Annotated in this window: 26 protein-coding genes and 1 tRNA gene; 15 read left to right on the top strand and 12 right to left on the bottom strand. The window is 72.7% G+C overall.

The genetic code is table 11. The features are described from left to right. The first annotated feature begins 10 nt into the window (after positions 1–10). The 7 genes from ACH0A8_RS07810 (at position 11) to ACH0A8_RS07780 (ending at position 5913) form a co-directional block, all read left to right on the top strand. On the top strand, positions 11–706 hold the full coding sequence (locus ACH0A8_RS07810; protein ID WP_406906945.1) for an alpha/beta fold hydrolase: 696 nt from the start codon (positions 11–13) through the stop codon (positions 704–706). Positions 707–1173: 467 nt separating this feature from the next. After that, positions 1174–1410, top strand: coding sequence for a 50S ribosomal protein L28 (gene rpmB, locus ACH0A8_RS07805; protein WP_022903747.1), 237 nt, complete (start codon positions 1174–1176; stop codon positions 1408–1410). Further along, on the top strand, positions 1410–1580 hold the full coding sequence (gene rpmG, locus ACH0A8_RS07800; RefSeq protein WP_022908193.1) for a 50S ribosomal protein L33: 171 nt from the start codon (positions 1410–1412) through the stop codon (positions 1578–1580). Before rpmB ends, rpmG begins: the two co-directional genes overlap by 1 nt. Before the next feature lie 2 nt (positions 1581–1582). Further along, positions 1583–1888, top strand: coding sequence for a 30S ribosomal protein S14 (gene rpsN / locus ACH0A8_RS07795; protein ID WP_022903745.1), 306 nt, complete (start codon positions 1583–1585; stop codon positions 1886–1888). Positions 1889–2179: 291 nt separating this feature from the next. Next, entirely contained in the window at positions 2180–2467 is a 288-nt protein-coding gene (locus tag ACH0A8_RS07790; RefSeq protein WP_058727660.1) for an HU family DNA-binding protein, read from the top strand. Between the two features lie 177 nt (positions 2468–2644). Then, a complete protein-coding gene (locus ACH0A8_RS07785; protein WP_406906944.1) occupies positions 2645–4609 on the top strand; it encodes a cytochrome c oxidase assembly protein in 1965 nt (654 codons plus the stop codon). Beyond that, positions 4606–5913, top strand: coding sequence for an ATP-dependent RecD-like DNA helicase (locus tag ACH0A8_RS07780; protein ID WP_209684228.1), 1308 nt, complete (start codon positions 4606–4608; stop codon positions 5911–5913). Before ACH0A8_RS07785 ends, ACH0A8_RS07780 begins: the two co-directional genes overlap by 4 nt. Positions 5914–6222: 309 nt before the next feature. Here ACH0A8_RS07780 and ACH0A8_RS07775 read toward each other — a convergent pair whose 3' ends face one another. After that, complete coding sequence (locus tag ACH0A8_RS07775; protein WP_158407721.1) at positions 6223–6672, bottom strand: DUF4383 domain-containing protein; 450 nt, start codon at positions 6670–6672, stop codon at positions 6223–6225. Between the two features lie 238 nt (positions 6673–6910). Here ACH0A8_RS07775 and ACH0A8_RS07770 point away from each other — a divergent pair, with 238 nt between their 5' ends. Together ACH0A8_RS07770 and ACH0A8_RS07765 are read left to right on the top strand one after the other, a co-directional pair. Continuing rightward, positions 6911–7807 (top strand): phosphatase PAP2 family protein, encoded by an 897-nt coding sequence (locus tag ACH0A8_RS07770; protein ID WP_251154179.1) that lies wholly within the window; start codon positions 6911–6913, stop codon positions 7805–7807. A gap of 172 nt (positions 7808–7979) precedes the next feature. Then, positions 7980–9119, top strand: coding sequence for a CE1758 family FMN-dependent luciferase-like monooxygenase (locus ACH0A8_RS07765; RefSeq protein WP_406906943.1), 1140 nt, complete (start codon positions 7980–7982; stop codon positions 9117–9119). A 194-nt stretch (positions 9120–9313) separates the two neighbouring features. Here ACH0A8_RS07765 and ACH0A8_RS07760 read toward each other — a convergent pair whose 3' ends face one another. Both ACH0A8_RS07760 and ACH0A8_RS07755 read right to left on the bottom strand, forming a co-directional pair. Next, positions 9314–9694 (bottom strand): multidrug efflux SMR transporter, encoded by a 381-nt coding sequence (locus tag ACH0A8_RS07760; RefSeq protein WP_066651819.1) that lies wholly within the window; start codon positions 9692–9694, stop codon positions 9314–9316. A 1-nt stretch (position 9695) separates the two neighbouring features. After that, positions 9696–10010, bottom strand: coding sequence for a DMT family transporter (locus ACH0A8_RS07755; RefSeq protein ID WP_406906942.1), 315 nt, complete (start codon positions 10008–10010; stop codon positions 9696–9698). A gap of 94 nt (positions 10011–10104) precedes the next feature. Between ACH0A8_RS07755 and ACH0A8_RS07750 the strand changes: the two genes are divergently transcribed. The 4 genes from ACH0A8_RS07750 to ACH0A8_RS07735 are packed head-to-tail and all read left to right on the top strand — an operon-like array spanning position 10105 to position 14088. Continuing rightward, a complete protein-coding gene (locus tag ACH0A8_RS07750; protein WP_406906941.1) occupies positions 10105–10683 on the top strand; it encodes a TetR/AcrR family transcriptional regulator in 579 nt (192 codons plus the stop codon). Between the two features lie 57 nt (positions 10684–10740). Beyond that, the gene (locus ACH0A8_RS07745; protein WP_066651825.1) at positions 10741–11754 is read left to right on the top strand and encodes a permease; all 1014 of its coding nucleotides are present in this window, start codon (positions 10741–10743) and stop codon (positions 11752–11754) included. Beyond that, positions 11741–12664, top strand: coding sequence for a TIGR03943 family putative permease subunit (locus tag ACH0A8_RS07740; RefSeq protein ID WP_406906940.1), 924 nt, complete (start codon positions 11741–11743; stop codon positions 12662–12664). The genes ACH0A8_RS07745 and ACH0A8_RS07740 overlap by 14 nt, the downstream gene beginning before the upstream one ends. After that, a complete protein-coding gene (locus tag ACH0A8_RS07735; protein WP_066651827.1) occupies positions 12664–14088 on the top strand; it encodes a hypothetical protein in 1425 nt (474 codons plus the stop codon). Before ACH0A8_RS07740 ends, ACH0A8_RS07735 begins: the two co-directional genes overlap by 1 nt. A 31-nt stretch (positions 14089–14119) precedes the next feature. Here ACH0A8_RS07735 and ACH0A8_RS07730 read toward each other — a convergent pair whose 3' ends face one another. From ACH0A8_RS07730 to ACH0A8_RS07695, 8 genes are all read right to left on the bottom strand, one after another. Further along, positions 14120–15079 (bottom strand): helix-turn-helix transcriptional regulator, encoded by a 960-nt coding sequence (locus tag ACH0A8_RS07730; protein ID WP_066651828.1) that lies wholly within the window; start codon positions 15077–15079, stop codon positions 14120–14122. Positions 15080–15241: 162 nt separating this feature from the next. After that, positions 15242–16288 carry an NAD(P)-dependent alcohol dehydrogenase gene (locus ACH0A8_RS07725; protein ID WP_066651831.1) on the bottom strand — a complete coding sequence of 349 codons (1047 nt, stop codon included), beginning with the start codon at positions 16286–16288 and terminating at the stop codon, positions 15242–15244. 136 nt (positions 16289–16424) lie between these two features. Further along, a complete protein-coding gene (locus tag ACH0A8_RS07720) occupies positions 16425–17486 on the bottom strand; it encodes a glycerate kinase (protein ID WP_406906939.1) in 1062 nt (353 codons plus the stop codon). A 28-nt stretch (positions 17487–17514) separates the two neighbouring features. Beyond that, on the bottom strand, positions 17515–18630 hold the full coding sequence (locus ACH0A8_RS07715) for an FAD-dependent oxidoreductase (RefSeq protein ID WP_406906938.1): 1116 nt from the start codon (positions 18628–18630) through the stop codon (positions 17515–17517). Positions 18631–18667: 37 nt separating this feature from the next. After that, positions 18668–19789, bottom strand: a complete 1122-nt coding sequence (locus ACH0A8_RS07710; RefSeq protein ID WP_406906937.1) for an AI-2E family transporter — start codon at positions 19787–19789, stop codon at positions 18668–18670. A 94-nt stretch (positions 19790–19883) separates the two neighbouring features. Further along, on the bottom strand, positions 19884–20153 hold the full coding sequence (locus tag ACH0A8_RS07705; protein ID WP_406906936.1) for a GlsB/YeaQ/YmgE family stress response membrane protein: 270 nt from the start codon (positions 20151–20153) through the stop codon (positions 19884–19886). Between the two features lie 203 nt (positions 20154–20356). Continuing rightward, positions 20357–20674, bottom strand: coding sequence for a hypothetical protein (locus tag ACH0A8_RS07700; RefSeq protein WP_406906935.1), 318 nt, complete (start codon positions 20672–20674; stop codon positions 20357–20359). Between the two features lie 44 nt (positions 20675–20718). Then, a tRNA-Gly gene (locus ACH0A8_RS07695) sits at positions 20719–20792 on the bottom strand. Between the two features lie 217 nt (positions 20793–21009). Here ACH0A8_RS07695 and ACH0A8_RS07690 point away from each other — a divergent pair. Both ACH0A8_RS07690 and ACH0A8_RS07685 read left to right on the top strand, forming a co-directional pair. Next, the gene (locus tag ACH0A8_RS07690; protein ID WP_406906934.1) at positions 21010–22089 is read left to right on the top strand and encodes a DUF6177 family protein; all 1080 of its coding nucleotides are present in this window, start codon (positions 21010–21012) and stop codon (positions 22087–22089) included. Position 22090: 1 nt separating this feature from the next. After that, entirely contained in the window at positions 22091–22426 is a 336-nt protein-coding gene (locus ACH0A8_RS07685) for a hypothetical protein (protein WP_406906933.1), read from the top strand. A gap of 45 nt (positions 22427–22471) precedes the next feature. On the opposite strand, the gene ACH0A8_RS07680 is transcribed toward ACH0A8_RS07685, so the two are convergent. Further along, positions 22472–24517: a cytochrome c oxidase assembly protein gene (locus ACH0A8_RS07680; protein ID WP_066651850.1), complete on the bottom strand. Its 2046-nt coding sequence runs from the start codon at positions 24515–24517 to the stop codon at positions 22472–22474. Between the last annotated feature and the right edge of the window lie 63 nt (positions 24518–24580).

The following is a 24580-nucleotide window of genomic DNA, read 5'->3' as shown; positions in this document are numbered from 1 at the left end:
CCTCCCGCGCATGCACGTCATCCTGGTGCCCGGGTTCTGGCTCGACGCGAGCGCGTGGGACGAGGTGGCGCCCGTGCTGCAGGAGGCCGGGCACTCCGTCCAGGCGATCACGCGGACGGGCGACACGCTCGACGAGCAGGTCGCCGGGATCGTGGCGGTCCTCGACGCCGTGGCCACGCCGGACGAGCCCGTCGCGCTCGCCGGGCACTCGGGTGCGGGTCCGATGGTGCTCCTGGCCGCCGATCGACGACCGTCGCTCGTGGCGCACCTGCTCTACGTCGACACGTTCCCCGGGCCGGACGGCGCCGTCGTCAACGACGAACTGCCCGTGGTCGACGGGGTCGTACCGCTGCCGTCATGGGACGTCTGGGAGCCCGCGACCGTGCGTGACGTGACGCCCGCGGTGCGGGAGGACCTCGAGCGCCGGGCGGTCCCGGAGCCCGCGGCCGTGGCGTCCGACCCCTTCCACTACACCGACCCCGCGCGGCACGCGATCCCGGCGACGGTGGTGTCGTGCGAGGCCCCGGCGACGGACCTCGCGGCGATGGTGGCGGAGCACCACGCGTGGACGACGGAGCTCGTCGCCGTCGAGGACCTGACGATCGTGGGCCTCGAGACCGGGCACTGGCCGATGGTCACGGCTCCGCGGGAGCTCGGCGCGCTGCTGGTGCAGGCGCTGGCGCCGCGGCCGACCGCGGGACCGTAGGCCGCGGGCACGTCCGGGCCTCCTGGCCGTCCTCGTCGCACGACTTGCCGCGCGCATCCGTCCTGGTCGCACGACATGCCGTCTGCCGAGCCGCCCGACGGCACGTCCTGCGACCGGAAGTGCCGAGACAGGCCGGACCGGAACCGGCGTGACGGGGCCGAGCCGCGCCTCCAGGCCGGTACCGGTGCGACCCGGACGGGAGGCCCGGCTTGCGACACGCGCGGCCGTCCCGTAACGTTGACCCCTGGTCCGCCGCGTCCGCGTGGCAGACCCAGTTGTTCCAAGCCCTCCGACCGTCGCGTACGCCGCGGTCGCGCGGTGTCTGCGGGTCCTTCGACAGGGTCAGCGGGCCTGGGCGGCGCGCACAACCCCCTCGCTGCGGTCACCTCACGGTGACGAGCGCGTGCGTGCCAGGCAAGTGACCTTGGGAGCGGCCGTCCGGTCGCTCGGTACCTCAGGAGGAAACCATGGCAGCAGTGTGCCAGGTGACCGGAGCCACCCCCGGCTTCGGACACAACATCTCGCACTCGCACCGCCGGACGAAGCGTCGCTTCGACCCGAACGTGCAGAAGAAGACGTACTACGTGCCCTCGCTTCGTCGTAACGTCACGCTCACGCTCAGCGCTAAGGGCATCAAGGTGATCGACGCACGCGGCATCGAGTCCGTCGTCAAGGATCTCCTCGCCCGTGGGGAGAAGATCTGATGGCCAAGAAGGGTCAGGACGTCCGTCCGATCATCAAGCTCCGCTCCACCGCGGGGACCGGGTTCACCTACGTGACCAAGAAGAACCGTCGCAACAACCCGGACCGCCTCGTGCTCAAGAAGTACGACCCGGTGATCCGCAAGCACGTCGACTTCCGTGAGGAGCGCTAAGCATGGCGAAGAAGAGCAAGATCGCGAAGAACAACCAGCGCGCCGAGGTCATCGCGCGCTACGCCGAGCGTCGTCTCGAGCTGAAGAAGGCCCTCGTGGACCCGAACGGCACCGACGAGTCGCGTGAGGCCGCCCGCGTCGGCCTGCAGAAGCTCCCGCGCGACGCGTCGCCGGTCCGCTACCGCAACCGCGACGCCATCGACGGTCGCCCCCGTGGCCACCTCGGTGAGTACGGCATCAGCCGTGTCCGCTTCCGCGACATGGCCCACCGTGGCGAGCTGCCGGGCATCACGAAGAGCTCCTGGTAAGCACCAGCACCACCGAACGCCCCGTCCCTGCAGAGGGACGGGGCGTTCGTCGTTCCCGGCCCGAGCGGGGTACACGGTCGCCACATCCGTCACTCGGACCCCTCCAGACCCTCCCCAACCCCGGAAATCCGGGCGAGTCGGTCGTCCGGACCCCGCTCGGCTGGTAGGTTCGCTGACGGTTCCGCCGGGCGTGCTCGTCCGCGGGGCCACCACGTCCAGGGCACCCCGCTCCGGGCGGGCGGGCGTCCCGGACGTCCCACCGACACTGCAAGAAGTCCGAGGAGGACATCCATGGCTGACAAGTCACTGAACCGCACCGAGCTCGTCGCTGCCGTCGCGCAGGAGTCCGGCCAGAGCCAGGCCACCGTCAACGGCGTCGTCGACGCGCTGTTCAGCGTCGTCTCGTCGTCGGTCGCCGACGGCACCAAGGTCACGATCCCGGGCTGGATCGCCTTCGAGAAGACCCACCGCGCCGCGCGCACCGGCCGCAACCCGCAGACGGGTGACGCCATCGAGATCGCCGCGAGCGACTCGGTCAAGGTCAGCGCCGGCTCGAAGCTCAAGGCTGCCGTCAAGTAGGACCGCTCAGCACCACCGGGAAGGGACGGCTCCGGCCGTCCCTTCCGTCGTTCCCGGGCGGCTCCCGTGTCCGCGGTGCCCCGGCCTGTCCTGCACGGCCTGGAGGCGCGGCGCACCGCCCACAGGTCGACCCACCCGGCGTGCCGTGGTCGGTCGGGCACCGCCTAGGCTTGTCGGGTGGACCGGATCGCACGCATCGCCGGCCCCGCCGTGCTGCTGCTCGTCGGGTTCGTCTCCCTCCTCGTCGCCCTCGTGATCGGCGGCGGGGCGGATCGCGCACTCATCGCCGACCCGGGCGCGGTCGTGCGCTTCGGGCTGCCGATCGCTCGGCTCGTCGTCGACCTGTCCGCGGCAGCGACCATCGGCGGGCTCGCGCTCACCGTCGTCGGACTCTCCCGCGCCCGCCCCGAGTGGAACCGCGCGATCGACGTCGCCGCCGGTGCCGCCGGGGTCTGGACCGTCGCCGCCGCCGCCACGACCTTCTTCACGTTCCTGTCCGTCGCCGGGTCGGCCCTCAGCCTCGACGAGCAGTTCGGCCAGTCGATGGGGGTCTTCCTCACCGGCACCGACCTCGGCACCGCGTGGCTGGTCTCCGTGCTCATCGCCGCCGCCGTGACGGTGCTCTGCTTCGCCGTCCGCGGGCGGGGCATGGTCGCGCTCACCGCCGGCGTCGCGATGGTCGGGCTCGTGCCGCTCGCGCAGCAGGGGCACGCCGCGGGCACCGCGAGCCACGACTCGGCGGTGACCGCGCTCGGGCTGCACCTGGTCGGCGCAGCCCTGTGGGTCGGTGGCCTGCTGCTCGTCGTGCTCCTGCGGAACGTGCTGCCCGGTGATCGGTTGCCGCTCGTCGTCGCGCGGTACTCGAGCATCGCGCTCGGCTGCTTCGTGCTCGTCGCCGTGTCCGGCACGGCGTCGGCGATCATCCGCATCGGCGCCCCGGCGAACCTGGCCAGCCCGTACGGCGTGCTCGTGCTCGTGAAGACCGCCGCGCTCGTCGGCATCGGCGTGCTCGGCGCGGTGCAACGTCGTCGTGCGATCCGGTCGCTCACCGACGCCCCGGAGCGCCGCGGTGCGTTCTGGACCCTCGTGCTCGTCGAACTCGCCGTGATGGGCATCGCGAGCGGGTTCGCCGCAGCGCTCGGACGGACCGCGACGCCGGCCGGCGAGGTCGCCCTCAGCAAGACGACGAACCCGACCCCGGCCGAGCTGCTGACCGACGACCCGCTCCCCGCGGCGCCGGGGTCGTGGGGTTGGCTCACCGCCTGGAACATCGACCTGTTCTGGCTGCTGGCCGCCGTGCTCGCCGCTGCCGCGTACACCGCCGGCGTGGTCCGACTGCGGCGTCGTGGTGTCTCCTGGCCGGTGCGCCGCTCCGTCGCCGCCGCGATCGCGGTCGTCACGCTGGTCCTGGCGACGTCGGGATCGCTGCACACCTACGACCGCTTCCTGGTGTCCGCCAACGTCGGCGCGCACGTGCTGCTCGGCCTGGTCGTCCCCGCACTCCTCTGGGCGGCCGCGCCCGTGCAGCTCATCCGGTCCGCCGTGCACCCGCGCGACGACGGCTCGACGGGCGTCCGCGAGTGGACGGGCCTGCTCGTCGACAACGGCGTGGTGCGGTACCTGGCGCAGCCGTTCCCGTCCTTCGTGCTCCTCGCCGCGGTCTGGTGGGGGCTCTACGCCACCCAGGTCCTGCGCTGGTCGGTGAGCGACCCGTCCGGCCGCACCCTGGTCGACGTCGGGCTGCTGCTCGTCGGGCTGTTCGCCGTGCCCACGCTCCTCACCCCGGTGGCCGTTGGTGCCCGGGCGGCGAGCACCGGCGCGGCGCTCGTGCGGATCGCGGGCGCGGTCGTCGTGGCGGCAGGCACCGTCTCGCTCGGCATCGCGATGCAGGGGCCGCTCGGCCTGCTCCAGGCGTCGTGGTTCGGCGCGATGGGCCGCGAGTGGGGCCCGACCCCGATCGACGACCAGGCCCGGGCCGGAGTCGTGCTCGTCGTCGCGGGGATCGCGCTGCTCGTGACGGTCGCCGTCGTCACGGTGCTCCGACTGCGCGGCGACCGACCCGCGCCCGACCGTGCGCCCGCCACCGGGTCGGCGAGCGCGGCACCGGACCCGGCACCGGCGTCCGGGACGGCCGAGCGGTGAGCGTCGAGCTCAGCGCCGAACAGCGGGCGGTGTTCGAGTACATCGAGCACACCCGCGACCACGTCTTCATCACCGGACGCGCGGGCACGGGCAAGTCGACGCTCCTCAACCACCTGTCGTGGAACACCGAGAAGCAGGTCGTCATCTGTGCTCCGACCGGCGTCGCCGCGCTCAACGTCGGCGGGCAGACGATCCACTCGCTGTTCCGGCTGCCGATCGGGCTCATCGCCGACGCCGAGCTCCGTCAGGGGCCGGAGACCCGGAAGCTCCTCAACACGATCGACACCCTCGTCATCGACGAGGTCTCGATGGTGAACGCCGACCTGCTCGACGCGATGGACCGGTCGCTCCGCAAGGCCCGCGGACGGCAGTTCGAGGCGTTCGGCGGCGTGCAGGTCGTCATGTTCGGCGACCCGTACCAGCTGCCGCCGGTCCCGGGCGACGGCGACGAGCGGGCGTACTTCACGGACCACTACCGGTCGATGTGGTTCTTCGACGCGAAGGTCTGGCTCGAGGCCGAGCTGCACATCGTCGAGCTCGCGACCGTGCACCGGCAGCGTGACGACGCCTTCGCGGCGATGCTCACCGCGGTGCGGCACGGTCGGGTCACGGCCGACATCGCCGGACAGCTCAACACGGCCGGAGCCCGGCCGGCGCCCGACGACGCCATCACCCTGGCGACCCGGAACGACACGGTCGCGCGGATCAACAAGGCGGCCCTCGACCGGCTGCCGGGCACGGTGAAGACCGCCAGGGCCGACGTCAACGGCGACTTCGGCGGGCGGAACTTCCCGGCGGACGAGGCGCTCGAGCTGAAGCCCGGCGCGCACGTCATGTTCCTCCGCAACGACCCCGACCAGCGCTGGGTGAACGGCACGCTCGGCGTCGTGACCACCATCCGGGACACCGTGTGGGTCGACGTCGACGGGGAGTCCTTCGAGGTCCAGCCGTCCGTGTGGGAGAAGTTCAAGTACTCCTACGACCCGGACAAGAAGGAACTGAAGAAGGACACCGTGGGGGAGTTCCAGCAGTTCCCCCTGCGCCTGGCCTGGGCCGTGACGATCCACAAGTCCCAGGGCTCGACGTACGACCGCGCAGTCGTCGACCTCGGCAACCGGGTCTTCAGCGCCGGGCAGACGTACGTGGCGCTGTCGCGGCTGACGTCGCTCGAGGGGCTCTACCTGACCCGTCCGCTGCGGCCGCAGGACATCATCGTGGACCTCGACGTCCGACGCTTCATGTCGGAGGCGCCGCGGGTCGTGGCGACCGAGCTCGAGGCAGCGCCCGACCCCGACGGCGACTGACGCACCGGCCCCTCCGCCCCCCCCGGTGTCGGACGCCCGCCGATCGGGCCAGATCCGTCACGGTCGTCACCCGCCGATCGGGCCGGATCCGTCACTGTCGGCGAGAGTCGTCGACGAGTCCTGCCCGCTCGGCGGACGACCCTGGCGTGTCCTGCCCGCTCGGTGGAGCACCCGTGGTGGACCGAGCCCGCTCGGTGGAGTACCCGTGGTGGGTCCTGCCCGCTCGGCGAGCCCGGGCCGAGCCCCGACGACGACGACGCCCCGCCCACCAGCCGGTGGACGGGGCGTCGAGGACGTACGACGGGCGCGTCAGGCGCGCTGGGCCGCCCGGATCGCACGGACGTTCTCGCGGTCCGCACCGAAGGCGGTGAGGAGCAGGACGACGCCGATGATCGCGTGGAACAGGTTGTCCGCGAAGGTCAGCGCGAAGACGTTCGCCGAGGTGCCACCGAGCGCGAAGCCGTACACCGCCATGACGACGAGCACGACGCCGACCAGACGGTTGCCGTTCCGCGCACCGATGGTGGTGCCGAGGCTCGTGATGAGCAGCACGACGGCGAGCAGGATCCAGAGCAGGCACATCGCCGGGTTGACGCCGAAGGCATTCCAGAGCATCCCGCCCTCGCGGCTGAAGAAGCCCGGGTCGCCGTCGGCGGCGAAGAAGAAGCCGAGGAAGCCCCAGAGCGCCAGGAGCGATCCCACCGTCAGGGCGAGGCCCCGGTTCGGCGACGCCGTGATGCTGGGTTCCTTGATGGCCACTTCGGTCTCCTCCTGGTACAGGGTGGTCGCACCGGACGGACCGGCGGCGGGAGCCGGAGCACCTGCCCGCGGTGCACGGGTGGTGCGGCCGTCGGATCCTGAGGTGGCTGACCCCTGGTTCACAGGCGCGGACCGGCGGACCAACGGTATCGTGTCGGACCCCGACCGTCCGAATCGCACGCGCGGCACCAGCCGGACGAGGAGACCGATGATCGCCACACCGAGGAGGACCACGCCGGTGACCCGCACGCCCGAACGCACCGCGCCCGAGTCGCGCGGACCGTTGGTCTCGCGGCGCTTGCGGTGGGGGCTGCTGGCGGCTCTGGGGTTCGTGATCGTGCCTCTCGTCTACGCCGTCGCCGTGCTGACGCCGGTCGGGCAGCGGGTCGAGGACGCCGCGCTCGGCGGGGTCCGGGAGTCCGACCTGTTCGGGTCGGACACTGCACTGAACGTCATCTCGGTGCCGGTCATCCTGTTGCTGGTGGTCGTGATCGCCGCCGTCGCGTTCGCCCGGCGCCGGCTCGCGGTCGGACTCGGAGCGGGCGTCGTGGTGCTCGCGTCGGCAGCCACCTCGACTCTCGTGAAGCGTATCGCCGAGCGCCCGGAGATCGCCCAGTCGGAGACGCCCAACTCGTACCCTTCCGGACACGCGACGATCGCGCTCGCGGCACTGTTCGCCGTGCTCCTCGTGACGCCCCGGCGCTGGCGACCGGTGGTGACGATCGTGGGGGCTGCCTACGCCGTGTTCGTGGCGAACCAGACGGTCGTGTACGGCTGGCACCGGGTGAGCGACATCGTCGGGGCCTGCGCGATCGCCCTGTTCTGGCTCGGGCTCGTCCGTGCCGTCGGACCGCGGGTCGACCGCGGGGAGCGCGGTGACCGGGACGGGCGTCGGGGCCCCCGTCACCTGGTGACCGCGTTGCTCCTGGTCGCGACGGGCGTCGGTCTGCTCGTCGGGGTGGTCGCCGTGGTCGCGGGCCTGGCCGGGGTCGCCGACCTGCACGATGCGGTCCTGGTCGCGGGCCGCATGGCGTCGAGCGTGAGCGTGCTGGCGGTCGTCACGGTCGTGTGGCTCGCGGACGGGCTCCACCACGCCGCGCAGACGGACGAACGCGCCCTGCCGCCCCGCCGCTGAGCTGCAGTCCAGGCGGACTGCCCCCCCCGAACGAGCGGACGCCTCGACGACCCCGAGGCGCCGCCGCTGGCGCTGGCGGGAATGCCCGGAGCTGCGGTACGTTGTACCCGGCAAGTCGATGCAAACGCATCGAACCAGCAGCACCAGCAGCCAGCACCAGGAGGCGGGCACCATGCAGTTCGGGATCTTCACCGTCAGCGACGTCACGACGGACCCCACGACCGGCACCACGCCGGACGACACCCAGCGCGTCCGGGACATCCTGGCGATCGCCGAGCACGCGGACCAGGCCGGCCTCGACGTCTTCGCCACCGGCGAGCACCACAACCCGCCGTTCGTCGCCTCGAGTCCGACGACGATGCTCGGCTACCTGGCCGGTCGGACGGAGCGCATCACCCTGTCCACGAGCACGACCCTCGTCACCACGAACGACCCGGTCCGCATCGCCGAGGAGTACGCGATGCTCCAGGTGATCAGCGACGGCCGCATGGACCTCATGATGGGCCGCGGCAACACCGGTCCGGTCTACCCGTGGTTCGGGCAGGACATCCGCCAGGGCGTGAACCTGGCGATCGAGAACTACGCGCTCATCCGCCAGCTGTGGGAGAACGACGTCGTGAACTGGCAGGGGAAGTTCCGCACCCCGCTGCAGGGCTTCACCTCGACCCCGCGTCCCCTCGACGGCGTCGCCCCCTTCGTGTGGCACGGCTCGATCCGCACGCCCGAGATCGCCGAGCAGGCCGCGTACTACGGCGACGGGTTCCTGCACAACAACATCTTCTGGCCGATCCAGCACACCGAGCAGATGGTCGGTCTGTACCGCCAGCGCTTCGAGCACTACGGGCACGGCACGGCCGACCAGGCGATCGTCGGCCTCGGCGGGCAGTTCTTCGCCCGGAAGAACTCGCAGGACGCCTGGGACGAGTTCCGCCCCTACTTCGACAACGCCCCGGTCTACGGCCACGGCCCATCGATGGAGGACTTCACCGCCCAGACCCCGCTCACCGTCGGCTCGCCGCAGCAGGTCATCGACCGCTACGCCACGATGAAGGACCACGTCGGGCACTACCAGCGCCAGATGTTCCTCATCGACCACGCCGGGCTGCCGCTCAAGACGGTGCTCGAGCAGATCGACATCCTGGCCGAGGACATCGTCCCCGAGCTCCGGAGGATCAACGAGGCGGACCGTCCGGCGCACGTGCCGTCCGACCCGCCCTCGCACGCCGACCGCGTGGCCGCGGCGCTCGCCGCGGGGACCGCGGGCAGCGACCACGTCGCGGCCGAGGATGAGTGGACGGGTGCGTCCGTCTGATCGCGTGACCCCCTGACGGCCGGGAGGCGCGGTGCCGGCTGGCACCGCGCCTCCCGTCCGTCGCCACGGGCGTTCCGACCCATCGCACCCGACCTGGGATGCCGTTCCGCGCGGAGGAGGTCGGAACTTCCGACCCGCTGTGCGCGGAAGGGCCTCCTGCGCGCGGAAAAGCCTCCTCCGCGCGGAACGGTCTCTTACGCGCGGGGCGACTGCTGCGGAGCGGTGCTGGCCCCGGGCTCCGGGGCCGGCGCCACCGGGCGGGCCGGCACCAGCTTGAGGCCGACGACGCACCCGACGATGCCGGCGATGAAGAGCAGGCGCAGGAACGTGACGGGCTCGGCGCCGGTCGCCATGCCCCACAGGACGGTGAGGGCCGCGCCGGTGCCCGTCCACACCGCGTAGGCGGTGCTGATCGGGATGTGCTGCAGCACGTACCCGAACGCGACCAGGCTCACGACGATCGTGACCGCGAAGAGGGCGGTCGGGCCGGGGACGGTGAAGCCGTCGCTGGCGCCGAGGGCCGTGGCCCAGACGGTCTCGAGCGCCGCGCTGACGAACAGGACGAGCCACGCCACGTCAGCTCACCACCTTGAGGCCGACCACGCAGGCGACCAGGCCGAGGACGAGGGCGACACGGGCGACGGAAGCGGCCTCCTGGCGGCGGAGGATCGCGACCACGACCGTCAGCGACGCCCCGATGCCGACCCACACGGCGTAGGCCGTGCCGACCGGGATCGCCTTCATGGCGAACGCGAGGCCCAACATGCTGAGCACCATGCCGGCCACGAACACGACCGTCGGCACCACCTTCCTGAACCCGTTCGACGCGCTCAGCGCGGTGGCCCACACCGCTTCGAGCACACCGGCCAGGACGAGCACGACCCATGCCATGGCGGTCTCCCTTCCTCGTCGCGAGTCGCACGACTGTGCGACTCCTGCCGGACCGACGCTAGCACGAGTCGTACGAGCGTGCGACGATGTGCTGGTGACCACCCGCGAGGACCTCGAACAGCGCCGTCTCGACGTGTCCGACGCCGCATGCCGCGTCCTCGCCCGTGACGGACTGGGCGCCCTGAGCGTCCGCGGCGTCGCCGCCGAGGCCGGGCTGCCGCCGAGCACCGTGCGCTACGTGTTCCCGACGCAGGCGGCGATGCGCGAGCACACCATCACGCTCGTGTTCGACCGGACCCGTGAACGGATCGACGCGGTCCCCGAGGGGCTGCCCGACCGCGAGACCGCACGCCGGATCCTGCTCGAGCTGCTGCCGCTGGACGACGAGCGGGTGGTCGAGCTCGACGTGTACCTGGCGCTCGGCAACGCCGCGCTCACCGACGCTGCGCTCCGACCGGCCCTCGACCGGGTGGTCGCCGAGATGCGCACGTGGTGCGACCGGATCGTCGCAGTCGTCGGGGTGCCGGAGGACCAGCGGGCCGACGAGGCGTGCCGACTCCACGCGCTCGTCGACGGTCTCGCGGTGCACGTCACACGCCTCGCCCCGGGGGAGTCCGCCGAGTGGGCGGTCGACCTGCTCGACCGACACCTGGCCGGCCTGCCCTCCGACTGACACCCGTCCCCGCGCGGCTCGGACGGAGCCGGCGCGCTCCTCGCCTATCCTGTCCCGGTGACGAGCGCTCCCACTCGCCCCGCCCCCACCCGCACGCTCACCGGCCCCGGCCTGGTGCTCGGCGCCGTCGTGGTGCTGCTCGGCGTGCGCGTGGTGTCGCCGAGCGTGGGCACGGCCGGGCTGCCCGACGTCGTGCAGGACTTCCTGACACTCGCCATCAGCGTCGTCGTCGAGTCGCTGCCGTTCGTCGTGCTCGGCATCGTGCTCTCGATCGTCGTCGAGGTCTGGGTGCCGGCGGGCGTGCTCGAGCGGATCCTGCCCGAGCGGCCGCTGCCCCGACGGGCGGTCATCTCGCTCATCGGGATGCTCTTCCCGGTGTGCGAGTGCGGGAACGTGCCGCTCGCCCGGGGGCTCATGATGCGCGGGTTCACCCCGGCCGAGGCCGTCACGTTCCTGGTCGCCGCGCCGATCCTCAACCCGCTCGTGATCATCAGCACCGCGCAGGCGTTCGGGTGGTCCGGGTGGATCCTCGTCGTCCGCATCGTCGGGGGGTTCGTGCTGGCGAACCTGGTCGGGTGGATCGTCGCCGCGCACCGTCGCCCGGCCGAGCTGCTCCTGCCCGCGTTCGAGGCCCGGTGCCGTGCCGCCGTCGGGGCGCCGCGCTCCCGCAACCGCTGGCGCGAGAGCGCGTCGCAGTTCGGCGGCGAGACCGCGACGATGATGCCCGCGCTCTTCGTCGGTGCCGGGCTCGCGGCCGCGATCCAGGTCGCGGTGCCCCGGTCGACGCTCGTCGCGGTGGGCGCGAACCCGGTGCTGTCGGTCGCCGCGATGATGCTCCTGGCGATGACGATCTCGCTCTGCTCGAACGTCGACGCGTTCTTCGCGCTGTCGTTCGCCTCGACGTTCCTGCCGGGGTCGATCACGGCGTTCCTGCTCATCGGGCCGATCATCGACGTCAAGATGATCGCCCTGCTCCGGACGACGTTCCGCGCGCGCTTCCTGGTGCTGCTCGCCGTCGTCTGCGTCCTGTTCACCGCGGCGGTCGGGTTGGTGATGAATGTCCTCGTCTGAGAAGGCTCCCGCGTACCTCGGGCTCGGGTCGGTGCTCGCGGTGGCGCTGTGCACGCTGTGGCTCGCCCTGGTCGGACACCTCGACCTGTACATCAACCCGCGGTACGACCTGTTCACGATCATCCTCGCCGCGGTCGCCGTACCGGCCTCGGTGGCGGGGCTCGTCGCCGTGGCGCGCGGGCACGGGCACGCCCACGACGACGAGCAGGACCACGCGCACGTCGCCCACGCCGACGAGCACGACCACACGCACGCCGCCCACGCCGACGGTGGCGACCACGCGCACGGTGGCGGCCACGCGCGCACACCCGACGACGGGACCGCCTACGAGCACGGCTCCGACGCCGCCCGGGCGGTCCGTCGCCGCGCCCCCGGAGCCGCCCGGGTCACCCGCGGTGTCCTCGGCGGCATCGCGGCCGCTGCCACCGTCGGGGTCACGGTCGCCATGCTCGTGCTCCCGCCGACCACCCTGTCCGCCCGCACCGCCCAGCAGCGGAGCGTCGACACCCCGACCCTGTCGAACGCCACCGGCACGCAGGACGTCGCCCTGCTGGGCAGCGAGGGCGTCGACACCTCGGAGTACGGCGTGAAGGACTGGGCGGCGCTCATCCGTCAGACCACGGACACGAGCGCGCTGGTCGGCAAGCCGGTCGAGCTCTCCGGCTTCGTCGTCCCGGGCGCGGACGGGTCCTTCACGCTGACGCGCTTCGTGATCAGCTGCTGCGCCGTCGACGCCCAACCGGTCGGCCTCGGTGTGGTCGTCGACGGCCCCGTGCCCGACGCCGACCAGTGGGTGCGCGTCACGGGCAAGCTCGCGGCGAACCCGGACCAGTCCGCCGACGCACGGATCGTCATCCGTGCCGCCGACGTCCGCGACATCGACCAGCCGACGGACCCCTACGAGTACTGATGCGCACGAGCACCGACACCGACGACACCGCACCGCTCCGCCGCCGCCCGCGCGACCGGTTCCGTCGCCGACTGGTGGCGTCGATCACGGTGTTCGTGCTCGTCGGCGCCGTCGCCGCGGTCGTCGGCTCGCAGCAGGGCCCCCGGCTCCGTGACGTCACCTACGACGCCACCGGTCTCGTGTCCCGGCCGGCGCAGCGCGTCATCCTCACCGCGAACCAGGCCCTGCAGCAGGTGCCGGCCGACGCCGTCACCGTGACCCCGTCCGCCCCGCACACCGTCACCTCGAGCGGCAACACCATCGCGGTCGAGTTCGCCGGGCCGCTCGCCTACGACCGCACGTACGAGATCGCCGTGCGTGACGTCCGCGCCCCGGGGCAGCCCGCCGCGTCCGAGCTCCGCACGACGATCACGACGGGCAGCACCGACGTGCTCGCCCTCGTGCCCGCTCCGTCCGGCGGGAAGGACCGGATCGTCCGGCGCTCCCTCGACGCCGGCGGCGCCACCACGGTCTTCGAGGCCGCGGGCATCACCGAGTACGCGCGCCTCGGCCGCTCGCTCGTGGTCGTCCGCGGTGCCGACGGTCGCTCGTCGGTCGAGATCGTGCCCCTGGCCGGAGGCGTGCAGGACGACAGCACCCCCGTCGAGCGGCTGACGCTCCCGACCGCGGCGGGCCGGGTGACCGCGCTGCACGTCGCCGACGACGGGGCGTCCTTCGGGTTCGAGTACGCCGACACGTCGACCGGCCAGTCGCGGGACGTCGGGCTGTACGTGGTCGACATGACCGGCACGCACCTGCCGACGGCGATCGCGGCCGACGGGAAGCCGACCGCCGGTGCCGAACCGATGACCGTCGGGCAGTGGGCGTACGTGCCCCGCACCGAGAGCGCCCTGGTGCGGACCGGCTCCGACGACCTGGTGCTCGTCGACATGAGCGGGCGGAACGACCCGGTCCGGCTCGGCAGCGCGACGTACCTGCACGGCTACGTCGGCAGCGGCACCACGGCGGTCGTCGAGACCGGCACGGGGATCGTGCGGCTCGACCTGACCGACGGGCAGCGCCAGGACCTGCCGGCACCGCAGGGCAGCACCGATGCGCCGTACCTCGGTCGGATCGCCCCGCTCACGGACGACACGTACGTGCGCGTGGTGGGCGAGGTGCGGGCCGACGGCACCCTCGCCCAGCGGATCGTGCGCGTGGACGGCAGTCGTGCCTCCCGGCTGCCCGTGACGGTGCCGGAGGACGCGAGCGTCACCGCGGTCTGCCCGTCCCCGAACAGTCAGTTCCTCGCGGTCACCACGCGGTCCGCGTCGGGGGACCTGGTGAGCGTCGTCGACGCCTCCTCCGGTGCCCTCGAGGCGAGCGTGCAGGCGTCCTCGGTCGACTGGTGCGGCGCGCTGCCGTCCGGCGACGAGGTCGGCTGACCGGCGACGAGCGACGAGCAGCGGCCCGGGGTCAGCGCCGCAGCGTCTGCTTCGGGTACTCCCCGAACCGCCGCAGGTACTCGCCCGAGAACCGTCCCATGTGGGTGAAGCCCCAGCGGGCCGCGATCGCGGCGACGGCGACGGAGCCGGGCTCGGCACGGAGCAGGTCGTCGTGCGCCCGACGCAGCCGCACCTCGCGCAGGTACTGCATCGGCGTGCGGTCGAGGGTCCGCTGGAAGGACTCCTGCAGTCCGCGCACGCTCAGACCGGCAGCGATGGCGATGTCGGACACCGTCAGCGGCTCGTGGGCCCGTGCGTGGACGGTCTCGACGGCGGAGCGAACGCGGGCGTTGCGGTGCTCACCCCAGCCGACGGGAGCGGGCTCCCCGTGGAACCGGTAGAGGTCGAGCAGGGAGCGGACGACCTCGCGCTGGGACTCGTGCCACGCGAGCGATCCCGCGCCTCCGTCGCGCAGCGCCCGCACCGCCGATGCGACCGACGCACGCCACCGCTCGACGGCCGCCGTCGTGGGTGGCGTGAACCGGTCGAAGGCGAGCGTGCCGTCGACGAGGTGGCGCTCCGAGGCCACGTCGAGCACGAGGTCGCGGTCGAGGTGCACCAGTCGCTGGTCCCAGTCGCGGTACTCCATCTCGAAGCGCTGCTCGATCGGGAAGAGCACGGGGACGCCCGGCTGCATGCGGACGGCGTTCCGGCCGGTGTCGACGGTCGCGGTGCCGGAGTCGAGCCACTGGACGACGACCTCCCCCTCGACGGCGACGTCGCCGCGCAGTGAGCCGTGCATCTGCGACCGGCGGATGCTCATGCGCTCGTCGCCGACGGCGACGTAGCGGTACCAGTAGTCGTCGTCGACGTGCGCCGAGTGCCATGCCTTGCCGGCGTACATCCCGGCGAGGTCGGCGATCGCGCCGTCGGTGTCACTGCCGGACACCGACACCAGGGAGCGGAGTCCCTCGTTCGTCGTGTCGTCCACCGAACCAGCCTCCCTCCTCGTGTCGGTGCAGCGGGCGCGTCGCGCAGCCCGGACTGCTGTCTCGCGTTCTGCGGACAAGGAGGGTGGTGCCACTCCGGATGGACGGACGGACGGGAGGCGCGGTGCCGGCCGGCACCGCGCCTCCCGTCCGTGGACCCGTCGTCAGGCCAGCGTGGCCGCGTCGATCACGAAGCGGTAGCGGACGTCCGAGGACAGCACGCGCTCGTACGCCTCGTTGACCTGGTCGGCGCTGATGAGCTCGGTCTCCGGCAGGATGTCGTGCTCGGCACAGAAGTCGAGCATCTCCTGGGTCTCGGCGATGCCGCCGATGGCCGAACCGGCCCAGCTCAGGCGGCGCGGGATGAGCGCGAACGCCGGGACCTCGAGCGGCTCGGACGGGGCGCCCACGTTGACGAGCGTGCCGTCGACCTTGAGCAGCCCGAGGTAGGCCTTCATGTCGAGCTTCGCCGATACGGTGTTGATGATGAGCTCGAACGACTGCGCGAGCTGCTCGAACGTGGCCGGGTCCTTCGTCGCGTGGTGGGCCTTCGCGCCGTAGCGGAGCGAGTCGGCCTCCTTCGACGTGGTCTGCGACAGGACGGTGACCTCGGCGCCCAGGGCGACGGCGATCTTGACGGCCATGTGGCCGAGGCCGCCCATGCCGACGACCGCGACCTTCGAGCCGGGGCCGACCTTCCAGTGGTGCAGCGGCGAGTAGGTGGTGATGCCGGCGCAGAGCAGCGGCGCGACCTTCTCGATGTCGAGCGACTCCGGCACCTTGAGGACGAAGTCCTCGTTCACGACGACGGCCTGCGAGTAGCCGCCCTGCGTGATCGAGCCGTCGGCGGGGTCGACGCTGGCGTAGGTGCCGATGTTGCCCTCGAGGCAGTACTGCTCCTGGCCGGCACGGCACTGCTCGCACTCGCCGCAGGAGTTCACCATGCAGCCGACGCCGACCCGGTCGCCGACCTGGTGCTTCGTGACGTTCGCGCCGACCTCGGTGACGTGGCCGACGATCTCGTGGCCGACGACCTGCGGGTACTGGATCGGACCCCACTCGCCGCGGACGGTGTGGATGTCCGAGTGGCAGATCCCGGCGTAGGCGATGTCGATCATGACGTCGTCGGGGCCGACGTCACGACGGGTGATGGTGGTCTTGACGAGCGGCTCGGTGGCCGACGGTGCCGCGTACGCGTTGACGGTGCGCATTGGTCTCCTCGTGGGGGTGCTTCTCGGGTCGGGTGCGACCCGCTCCCCAGTGTGGTCCCGCGCCCCGGGGGCAGGGAGGTTGCGTCGGGGTACCCCTCGTGCGCCCGGGCGGGCGTGTCGGCCACGCCCCGGGCGCTCAGCCGACGAGCCGCGCCAACCGCTGCCCGGCGATCGTCGCGAAGCGCAGCGGGTCACGCAGGGCGTCGTCCGGCTCACCGGTCGTCTGCGTCGCGAGCACCACGAGCGAGGCCGCCGCCGCGAAGTCGTCCAGCCGCGCCTCGATCTCGCCCGCGACCAGCACCACCCGGGCCCCCGGCGCGTGCTCCGTCGCGAGCGCCCGGACGACCGTCGGCACCTTGCCCGCAGCGCTCTGCTCGTCGAAGCGTCCCTCGCCGGTGACCACGACGTCGGCGCCGTCGAGCAGCGACGGGAGTCCGAGCACGTCCGCGACCGCGAGCGCTCCCGGTGCGAGGGTCGCGCCCCAGGCGAGCAGCCCGAAGCCGACACCGCCCGCGGCACCGGCACCGGGCGTCGCGGGGTCGACCTCGGGCAGGCTGCGTGCCCAGGCGGCGAGCCGCTCCTCGGACGCCGGGGCAGCGTCCGGCGTGATGCCCTTCTGCGGTCCGAACACGGCCACCGCACCGGCCGGCCCGAGCAGCGGTGACGTGACGTCGGACAGGACGACCACCCCACCGGCGGGCAGGGGCCGGAGCCCCGACCGGTCGACCGCGCCGGAAGCACCGACGGCGAGCCCGAGCGCCTCGAGCACCGGGCGTCCGCCGTCGGTGGAGGCGCTGCCCCCGATGCCCAGCACGAGCCCGGTCGCGCCCGCGTCGAGCGCCGCCGCGATCGCCTCGCCGAACCCTCGGCTCGTCGCGGTCTCCGGGAGCAGTGCCCCTCCCAGGAGCGGCAGCCCGCTCGTCGCCGCGAGCTCCACCACGGCCCGGCCGTCGGGCAGGCGCAGCCAGTGGGTGTCGACGGGGGTGCCGGCCGGCCCGGTCACCGTCACGGGCACGTGTTCGGCCGCCGGGTACACCGCGGCGAACGCGTCGAGCGTGCCCTCGCCGCCGTCGGCCATCGGCACGGTGACGACGTCGTCCTCCGGCCGTTCGTCGAGCCACCCGGCCCGGACCGCCCGCGCGGTGTCGGCCGCCGTGGCGGTGCCCTTCAGGGAGTCGGGAGCGATGACGACGCGCACCGGACCACCGTAGCGGGGCGGCGGGCGGTCAGAGGGCGAAGCGGGGGATCGGCTCGCCACCGGTCGCCAGGTCGGCGAGGAGCTCCCCGAGCAGCGGCGCGAACTTGAACCCGTGGCCCGAGAACCCGGTCGCGACGGTGAGCGGTCCGCGCCGGTCGATGACGAAGTCCTCGTCCGGCGTGGTGTCGTACAGGCAGCTGATGAACGTCGGGCGTGTGGCGTCGACGCCGGGGACGTTCCGGGCGACGTAGGCCTGCAGCCGCGCTGCCTCCTCGGGCACGGGGCGCTTGTCGCGGGCGTCGGGGTCGACGACCGGGCCGGTGCCGTGGAACCCGACCTTGACGCCCTCGCCCGGGGTCAGCAACCCGTACACGTCGTCGCCGTCGGCCCAGTGCACGAACGACGGCCAGGCCTCGTCCGGCAGGTGGGTCGGGAAGTGGGCGGGCTGCTCCTGGGTGACGCGGACGGCCGGGAGGCGCGCCCCGCGTGCGGCGAGCACGTCACCCACCAGCGTGGGCGCCCAGGACCCCACCGCGGCCACCACGCTCGCCGTGCGGAGCGCCGTGCCGTCGTCGAGCGTCACGGTGACCGCGTCCCCGTGGTCCGCGACCGCCGCCACCCGGGTGCCGAACCGGAGCTCGGCGAGGCCCGTCCGCTCCGCCAGCGTCAGCAGGAGCTCGATCGTGTCGGCCGACCGGATGCGTCCGGCCGTCGCGTGGGTCAGGACGTGCCCCTCGAACGCGATGCCGGGCCAGCGGTCCGCGGCGGCCTCCGGGGTCAGGGTCTCGTGGGGGATCCCGGCGTCCGCCAGCGCCGCGGCGATGGCGTCGACCACCTCGGGCCGGCCGTGGTCGACCGCGCCCGTCCGGTCGAGCAACGTCGTGCCGGTCGTCGACTCGAGGGCGTCCCAGAGCGCGAGCGCGCGGGTCGTCAGCGCGACGTACTCCGGGTCGCTGTAGCCCTGCCGGAAGATCCGGGTCGCGCCGTGCGACGAACCCTCGAGGTGTCCGCGAGGGTGCTGCTCGACGAGCAGGACGCGCTCGCCGCGGGCGGTCAGGGCCCAGGCCGCGGCGGCGCCGACCACGCCGCCGCCGATCACCACGTGCCCGTCGAACCGGGTCTCGTCCGGCTGTGTCCCGTCCATCAGGGCAGCGTAGTGCGGCGTGGTGACCGCCCGGCGCTCAGCCGACCGGTACCGTCTCGCGCCGCTTCTGCCGCCAGGGCGTCGCCGGGGCGTCCTCGCCGTTCCACACCTGCACGACGCCCCACCCGGCGGCGATGAGCGGCACCGCGAGCAGCGCGCCGGTCACCCCGCCGAGCACGGTGCCCGCGGTCAGCCCGACCAGGATGACGAGCCCGTGCAGCCGCAGCGTCCTGCCCATGAGCACGGGCTGCAGGAAGTTGCCCTCGATCTGGTTGACGAGCACGACGATCGCGACGACGATGACCGCTTTCACCGGCCCGAGTGCGACGAGGGTCACGAGCGCCGCGAGCGTGCCGGCGATCGGTGCGCCGATCATCGGGATGAACGAGGTCACGAACGCCACCACCGCGAGCGGGATCGTCAGCGGGACGCCGAGCACGGCGAGCCCGGTGCCGATCGCGACCGCGTCGAAGGCGGCGACGGCGGCCGTCCCGCGCACGTACCCGCCGAGGGTCGTCACCAAGCGGTCCCCGATGCGGCGCGCACGGTCGTACTGCTCGCCGGTGAACGGGCGGAGCAGGAACTCCCACAGCGCGGGGCTGTCCTTGAGGAAGAAGAACAGGATGACCGCCATCAGCACGGCCCCGGTGACGACGTTCGTCACCGCCGAGATGCCGGCGATGGCCCCCGCCCCGAACCGGGCACTCGTCACGAAGTCGACGACACCGTCCACGGCGTCCTCGATCTGCCCGTCGGTGATGCGCACGGGCAGCTCGTGGAGCAGGTCCTGCACCTGCTGGAGCCCGTCGACCGCCGAGTCCTGCAGCGAGGACCACTGGTTCGCGACGGCGGCGACGAGGAGCCACAGGACGCCGGCGAGCACCGCGAGGACGGCCACGAACGCGATCGTCGTGGCGAGCACCGACGGGACCCCGTGCCGACGGAGCCAGCCGACCAGCGGGTGCAGGGCCGACGCGATGATGAGCGCGAGCAGCACCGGGATCGTGACGAGGCTCAGGGTGGTCGCAGCGGTGACGATCCCGCCGAGGACCACGACGATCACCACGGTCTGCAGGCAGCGCACCGCGAGTCGGCCGTACGGGTCGGTCCAGGTGCTCGGGCGGACGCTGGTCGGCGCGGGGGAGCGGCGCAGGTGCATGGCGGGGTCTTCCGGGTCGTGCTGACGGGGGTGGAACGACGGGAGGCGCGGTGCCGTCCGGCACCGCGCCTCCCGTCGTCGTGGAGCTCGTGGACTACGCGCGGCTCCCGCGGCGGCCCGTGATGAGGCCCCAGATCACCAGCACGACGAGCGCGCCGAGGATCGCGATGATCCAGGACTGGATGCTGAAGAAGCCGTCGTAGCCGACGTTGAAGACCGCGCCGCCGATCCCGCCGCCGATGAGGGCGCCGATGACGCCGAGGACGAGCGTGGCGAGCCAGCCGCCGCCCTGCCGACCGGGGAGGATCAGCTTGGCGATGGCGCCGGCGATGAGGCCGAGGAGGATGAAGCCGAGGAAGCTCATGGGTGGTCCTTTCGTTGTGCGGACGTGCGTGATGTGTGGGTCCGGGACGCCGGAGGTGGGGTGAGCCGCTCGGGACTGGAGCACGAGGGCCGCCGGCTCCGTCGGGAGCCCACACGGTGCATCGACCGTTGACGCGTTCGTCCAACGAGGTCTACCAGGCGCTGCCCGGGCGGGTTCGGAGCCGCGTGTACCTCACCGAGGCGTCAGCCCTGCTCGTCGGTGTCCTCCCGTGCGCGTCGCTGCTCCTCGGCGAGCTCGGCGCGGAGTCCTCGACGGCCGGCGAGCCGTTGCAGGAGCTTCCTGAGGAAGAACGCCTCCATGACGACGGCGATCACGAACCCGGAGAGCGCGAACACGACGTGGGCGGCGTCGGAGCCGTTCGTGAGGACGATCGTGGGGAACCCGACCACGAGCGCAGCGCCGCCGACGACGTTCCACCAGCACGCGACGATCCCGTCCGGCATGCGGTTCGACAGTCGCGGGTCGTCCGACGGATCGGTGCGATCCCACCAGGACGTCATGCACGCAGCGTAGCGAGGCTGACGACGGGCATCAGGAGGAGCAGTGGAGCGAGTGACGGGAATCGAACCCGCGCTACCAGCTTGGGAAGCTGGAGTTCTACCATTGAACTACACTCGCGCATCCCGCCGGACGGGACGCAACAAGCCTAGCGGATTCTCCGCTGGACGCCAGCCGATTGCGCGCCGCACGGTCCGTGGCGGCGGTGGGCCGGGCCTCCCGGTCGGTCCGGCCCGGTCGCCGTGTCTCCCCTGTGAGGTCCCCTGGCCGACGGACACGTGTCGTCGGCGTGTGTACCGTCCAGGGGGTTCCGACGCCCTACCGGAGGAGGACCCGGATGGTCAGGCATCCCCTCATCGACGACGTGGTCGGCCCCGCCATCGTGGTCCGCTCCGCATCGCCGGTCGTGTGGTTGACGGAGTCGCTCGCCTCGCTGCTCCGTCGTGCGTCCGAGTCCGGCCGCACGGTCGTGCTCCGCACCGGCCAGGAGGCATCCGTCACCCCCGCCCTGCGGCACGCGCTGGGCGTGCACCAGGCAGCATGGGCCGTGGACGGTCCCGACGGCAGCATGCGGGACGGCCGCACCGGCGTCGCCGCCGCGGGCATCGAGGACTTCGTCCGCCGCGGGCCGGAACTCGTCGGTCCGCCGGCGCCAGGACACCTCGCATCGCACGACTCGGTGCGCCAGATCAGCATCGACCTGACCCTGCGCCACCACGCCGGTCGGTCGGTCGACATGGGGACCGCGATCGAGGCCCTGTGCGAGACCGTCGGCACCTGTCCGACGCACTGGGGCACCAGTGAGCCGCTCACGGTGCCGTGGGACCGCTGGGTCGTCACGCAGTACGCCAAGCACGAGGCCCCGGAGGTCTCGACCTCGTACGCGCACGGCGAGGGGTTCTCGGCGACCATGACCGCGCACCTGCTCGACGGCGTGGTCGTCGAGACGATGTCCGCGGTGCTGACGATCCCCGAGCACGGTGCCGACCCGGCCCTCGCGTCGCGGCTCCTGGACGCGGTGCACCGCGTCGCCGACCAGGTCGAGCCGGTGTTCGGTGTCGTGATGCAGCGCCGCGGGGACGCCGACCACATGGTCCGCGCCGTTGCCCACGAGGAACCGACCCCGCTGGCTGTCGTCGTCGGCCCGGAGGCGGCGGAGTTCCTCGACCGTGCCGGCGAGTGGCCGCCACCGCGCACGTCGACCACGGGCTTCGGCGGCGGTGGGCTGGTCGTGCGCTTCGACGACGGGTGGGAGGCGCTCGAGTCGTTCCTCGACCGCATCGACGAGGACCGCTTCCTGCAGCTCGTCGGCGGTGCTCCGCTCGACCCCGCACACGACGAGGGCGCGCTGGACGGTCACGACCGTGGGTCGCACGCCACCTCCGGACGGAGCACGGGCGGTCAGGGTGCCGCGTGACGTGACACTCCTCTGCCGGGGACCGGTGGAGACCCGCGACGTCGCCGAGGCGCTGCTGCTGCACGACGAGTCGTGGGGCGTCCGTGCACTCGACGACGGTCCGGTGCTGCAGGTCTGCCGCGACGCGACGCACCCGGTGATCACGGTGCTCGGTGTCCGACGGGTCGACTCGATCGACGAGGTCGCGCGGATCCTGCCGGACGCCCCGACGCTGTCCGCGCCGCTGTGGTGGGTGGACACGGTGACGCCGTTCGGCCCGGAGGGCGAGCCGGGTGTGACCGCTGCGCTCGAGGCGTCGATGGAGCTCGACGCCGTCTGCATCGTCCACGGCGACTGACCGGACGCAGGGACCGGACCCCGCCCGGTGCCGGGGGGATCGGTGTCAGTCGCGCTTGCTCATGGCGGCGAGCCGCTCGTTGTACGCCTTGAGGTCCGCGTCGCCGTCGCGCTCGGCCTTGCGGTCGAGGCGCTTGGCGTCCCGCTTGTCCGTCCGCACCCAGTTGCGCACCACGAGCAGCGCGACGAACACCATCGGCAGCTCGGACGCGCCCCAGGCGATGCCACCGCCCGTGTGCTGGTCGGCGAGCAGCGCCCGGTCGTCGGTCTGGCCGAGGGCGTGGAACCAGTCGGCTGCGAAGACGGACTGCGAGGTCATCACGGCGACGCCGAAGAAGGCGTGGAAGGCCAGGGTCGCCAGCAGCGCGATGATGAGGATCGGGTACTGCGGGCGCTTCGGGCCCGGGTCGACGCCGACGAAGACCCAGAAGAACAGGTACCCGCTGAAGACGAAGTGCACGACCATCACGACGTGCCACTCGTGCGACTGCATCGCGTACTGGAACGCGGGGGTGAAGTAGAACACCACGAGCGACCCGGCGAAGATGACACCGGCGACGGCGGGCTGCGCGAGGAACTGCATCCACCGCGAGTGCGTGAAGAGCATGAGCCACTCGCGAGCGCCGCGCGACCCGTCGTTCCGCACCGGCAGGGTCCGCAGCGCCAGGAGCACCGGCCCGCCGAGCACGAGCGGCAGCGGCACGAACATCATGAGCAGCATGTGCTGGAGCATGTGCGACGAGAAGTGCACCATGCCGTAGACCGCCGGCCCGGCCGAGGTGGTCCAGATGAACAGCGCGCAGCCGAGCAGCCACGCGATGGTCCGGCCGACCGGCCACGAGTCGCCGCGCTGCTTGAGCTTCCGCACCGACAGCAGGTACCAGCCGGCACCGACGACGGCGATCGCCAGGTACACCCAGTCGATGTGCCACTGCGTCAGGTAGGTCTGCACGGTCTGCGCCGGCGGGTACGTGTACCCGAGCAGGCCGGAGCGGGTGTCCTGCCCGGTCTCCGGCGTCTGCGGGATCGGCGGCTGCGAGCGGGACACGGCGACCGAGACGCCGATCGCGACGGCCATGAAGACGACCTCGGCCAGGGCGAACCGCACGAAGAGCTTCCGGTCGAGCGGCGCACGGAGGAGACCCGGCACGAGCTTCCGGCGTTGAGCGACCCCGGCGAGCCCGAGCAGCACGAGGATGACGGCCTTGACCGTGATGAGCCAGCCGTAGGTCGTCGTGACGAGGTCGGCGGGGCCGGTCAGGCGGAGCGAGGCGTTGACGATGCCCGAGAAGGCCACCGCGGCGAAGGCCCAGCCCGCGAGCGTCGAGTAGCGGGCGACGACCCGGCCGGTGGCACCCTTCGTCCGGGTGCGGAGCAGCAGCACGGCGACGAGCCCGCCCGCCCAGACGCACACGGCGACCAGGTGCACGGCGAGCGAGTTCACCGCGTTCGCGTGCTCGAGGGCGCCCGCGGCGTGCCCGGAGAGCGCGAGGGGCAGCAGCGCGAAGAGCGCGGCGACGGTGGCGACCGCGAGCGTGGTGACCCGGGTGGCGAACGCGGCGACGAGCGTCGCGACGAGGATCGCCGCGGCGGAGACGACGAGCGACTGGCCGATCTCGACCTGGAACGCGAAGAGCAGGAAGTTGCGGGCGAAGACCGGGCTGGTGAGCGGGACGCCCAGGGTGTTGGCGCCGGTCAGCACGATGCCGACGACGGCCGCCAGGAACCACACGGCACCGGCTGCGGCACCCCACCGGGCGGCTCGGTGCTGCACGCTCGACATCGCACCGTGGTCCGCCTTCTTCGCGGGCAGCGCGAACGCGGCGACGATGAGCAGGCCGATGGCCAGCGCGGCGGTCGTGTCGTGCACCACGCGGGCGACCGGCAGGCCGTACTCGACCAGGTCACCGGCGGAGACGAGCTGCTGCGACGCGGTGAAGGCGCCGGTCACGGTCATGCCGAGCACGGCACACGCCACGGCGAGGGGGATCGCGATGACCAGGACCGTCGCGACGGTGGTGGATCGCGCGGTGGTGGGGGCGGGGTCGGGTGCCGTGTCCCCGGGCTGCGTGGCGGCTGACGTGACGGTCATGACCGTCCAATGGTAGGTCGCCCGCCTGACACCCCGGTCCCAGTCCGGGACCGTCCCGCTCCC

Source organism: Curtobacterium sp. 179-B 9B NHS (assembly GCF_045370965.1).
GTDB lineage: Bacteria > Actinomycetota > Actinomycetes > Actinomycetales > Microbacteriaceae > Curtobacterium.
This window is presented reverse-complemented; position numbering and strand designations above follow the sequence as displayed.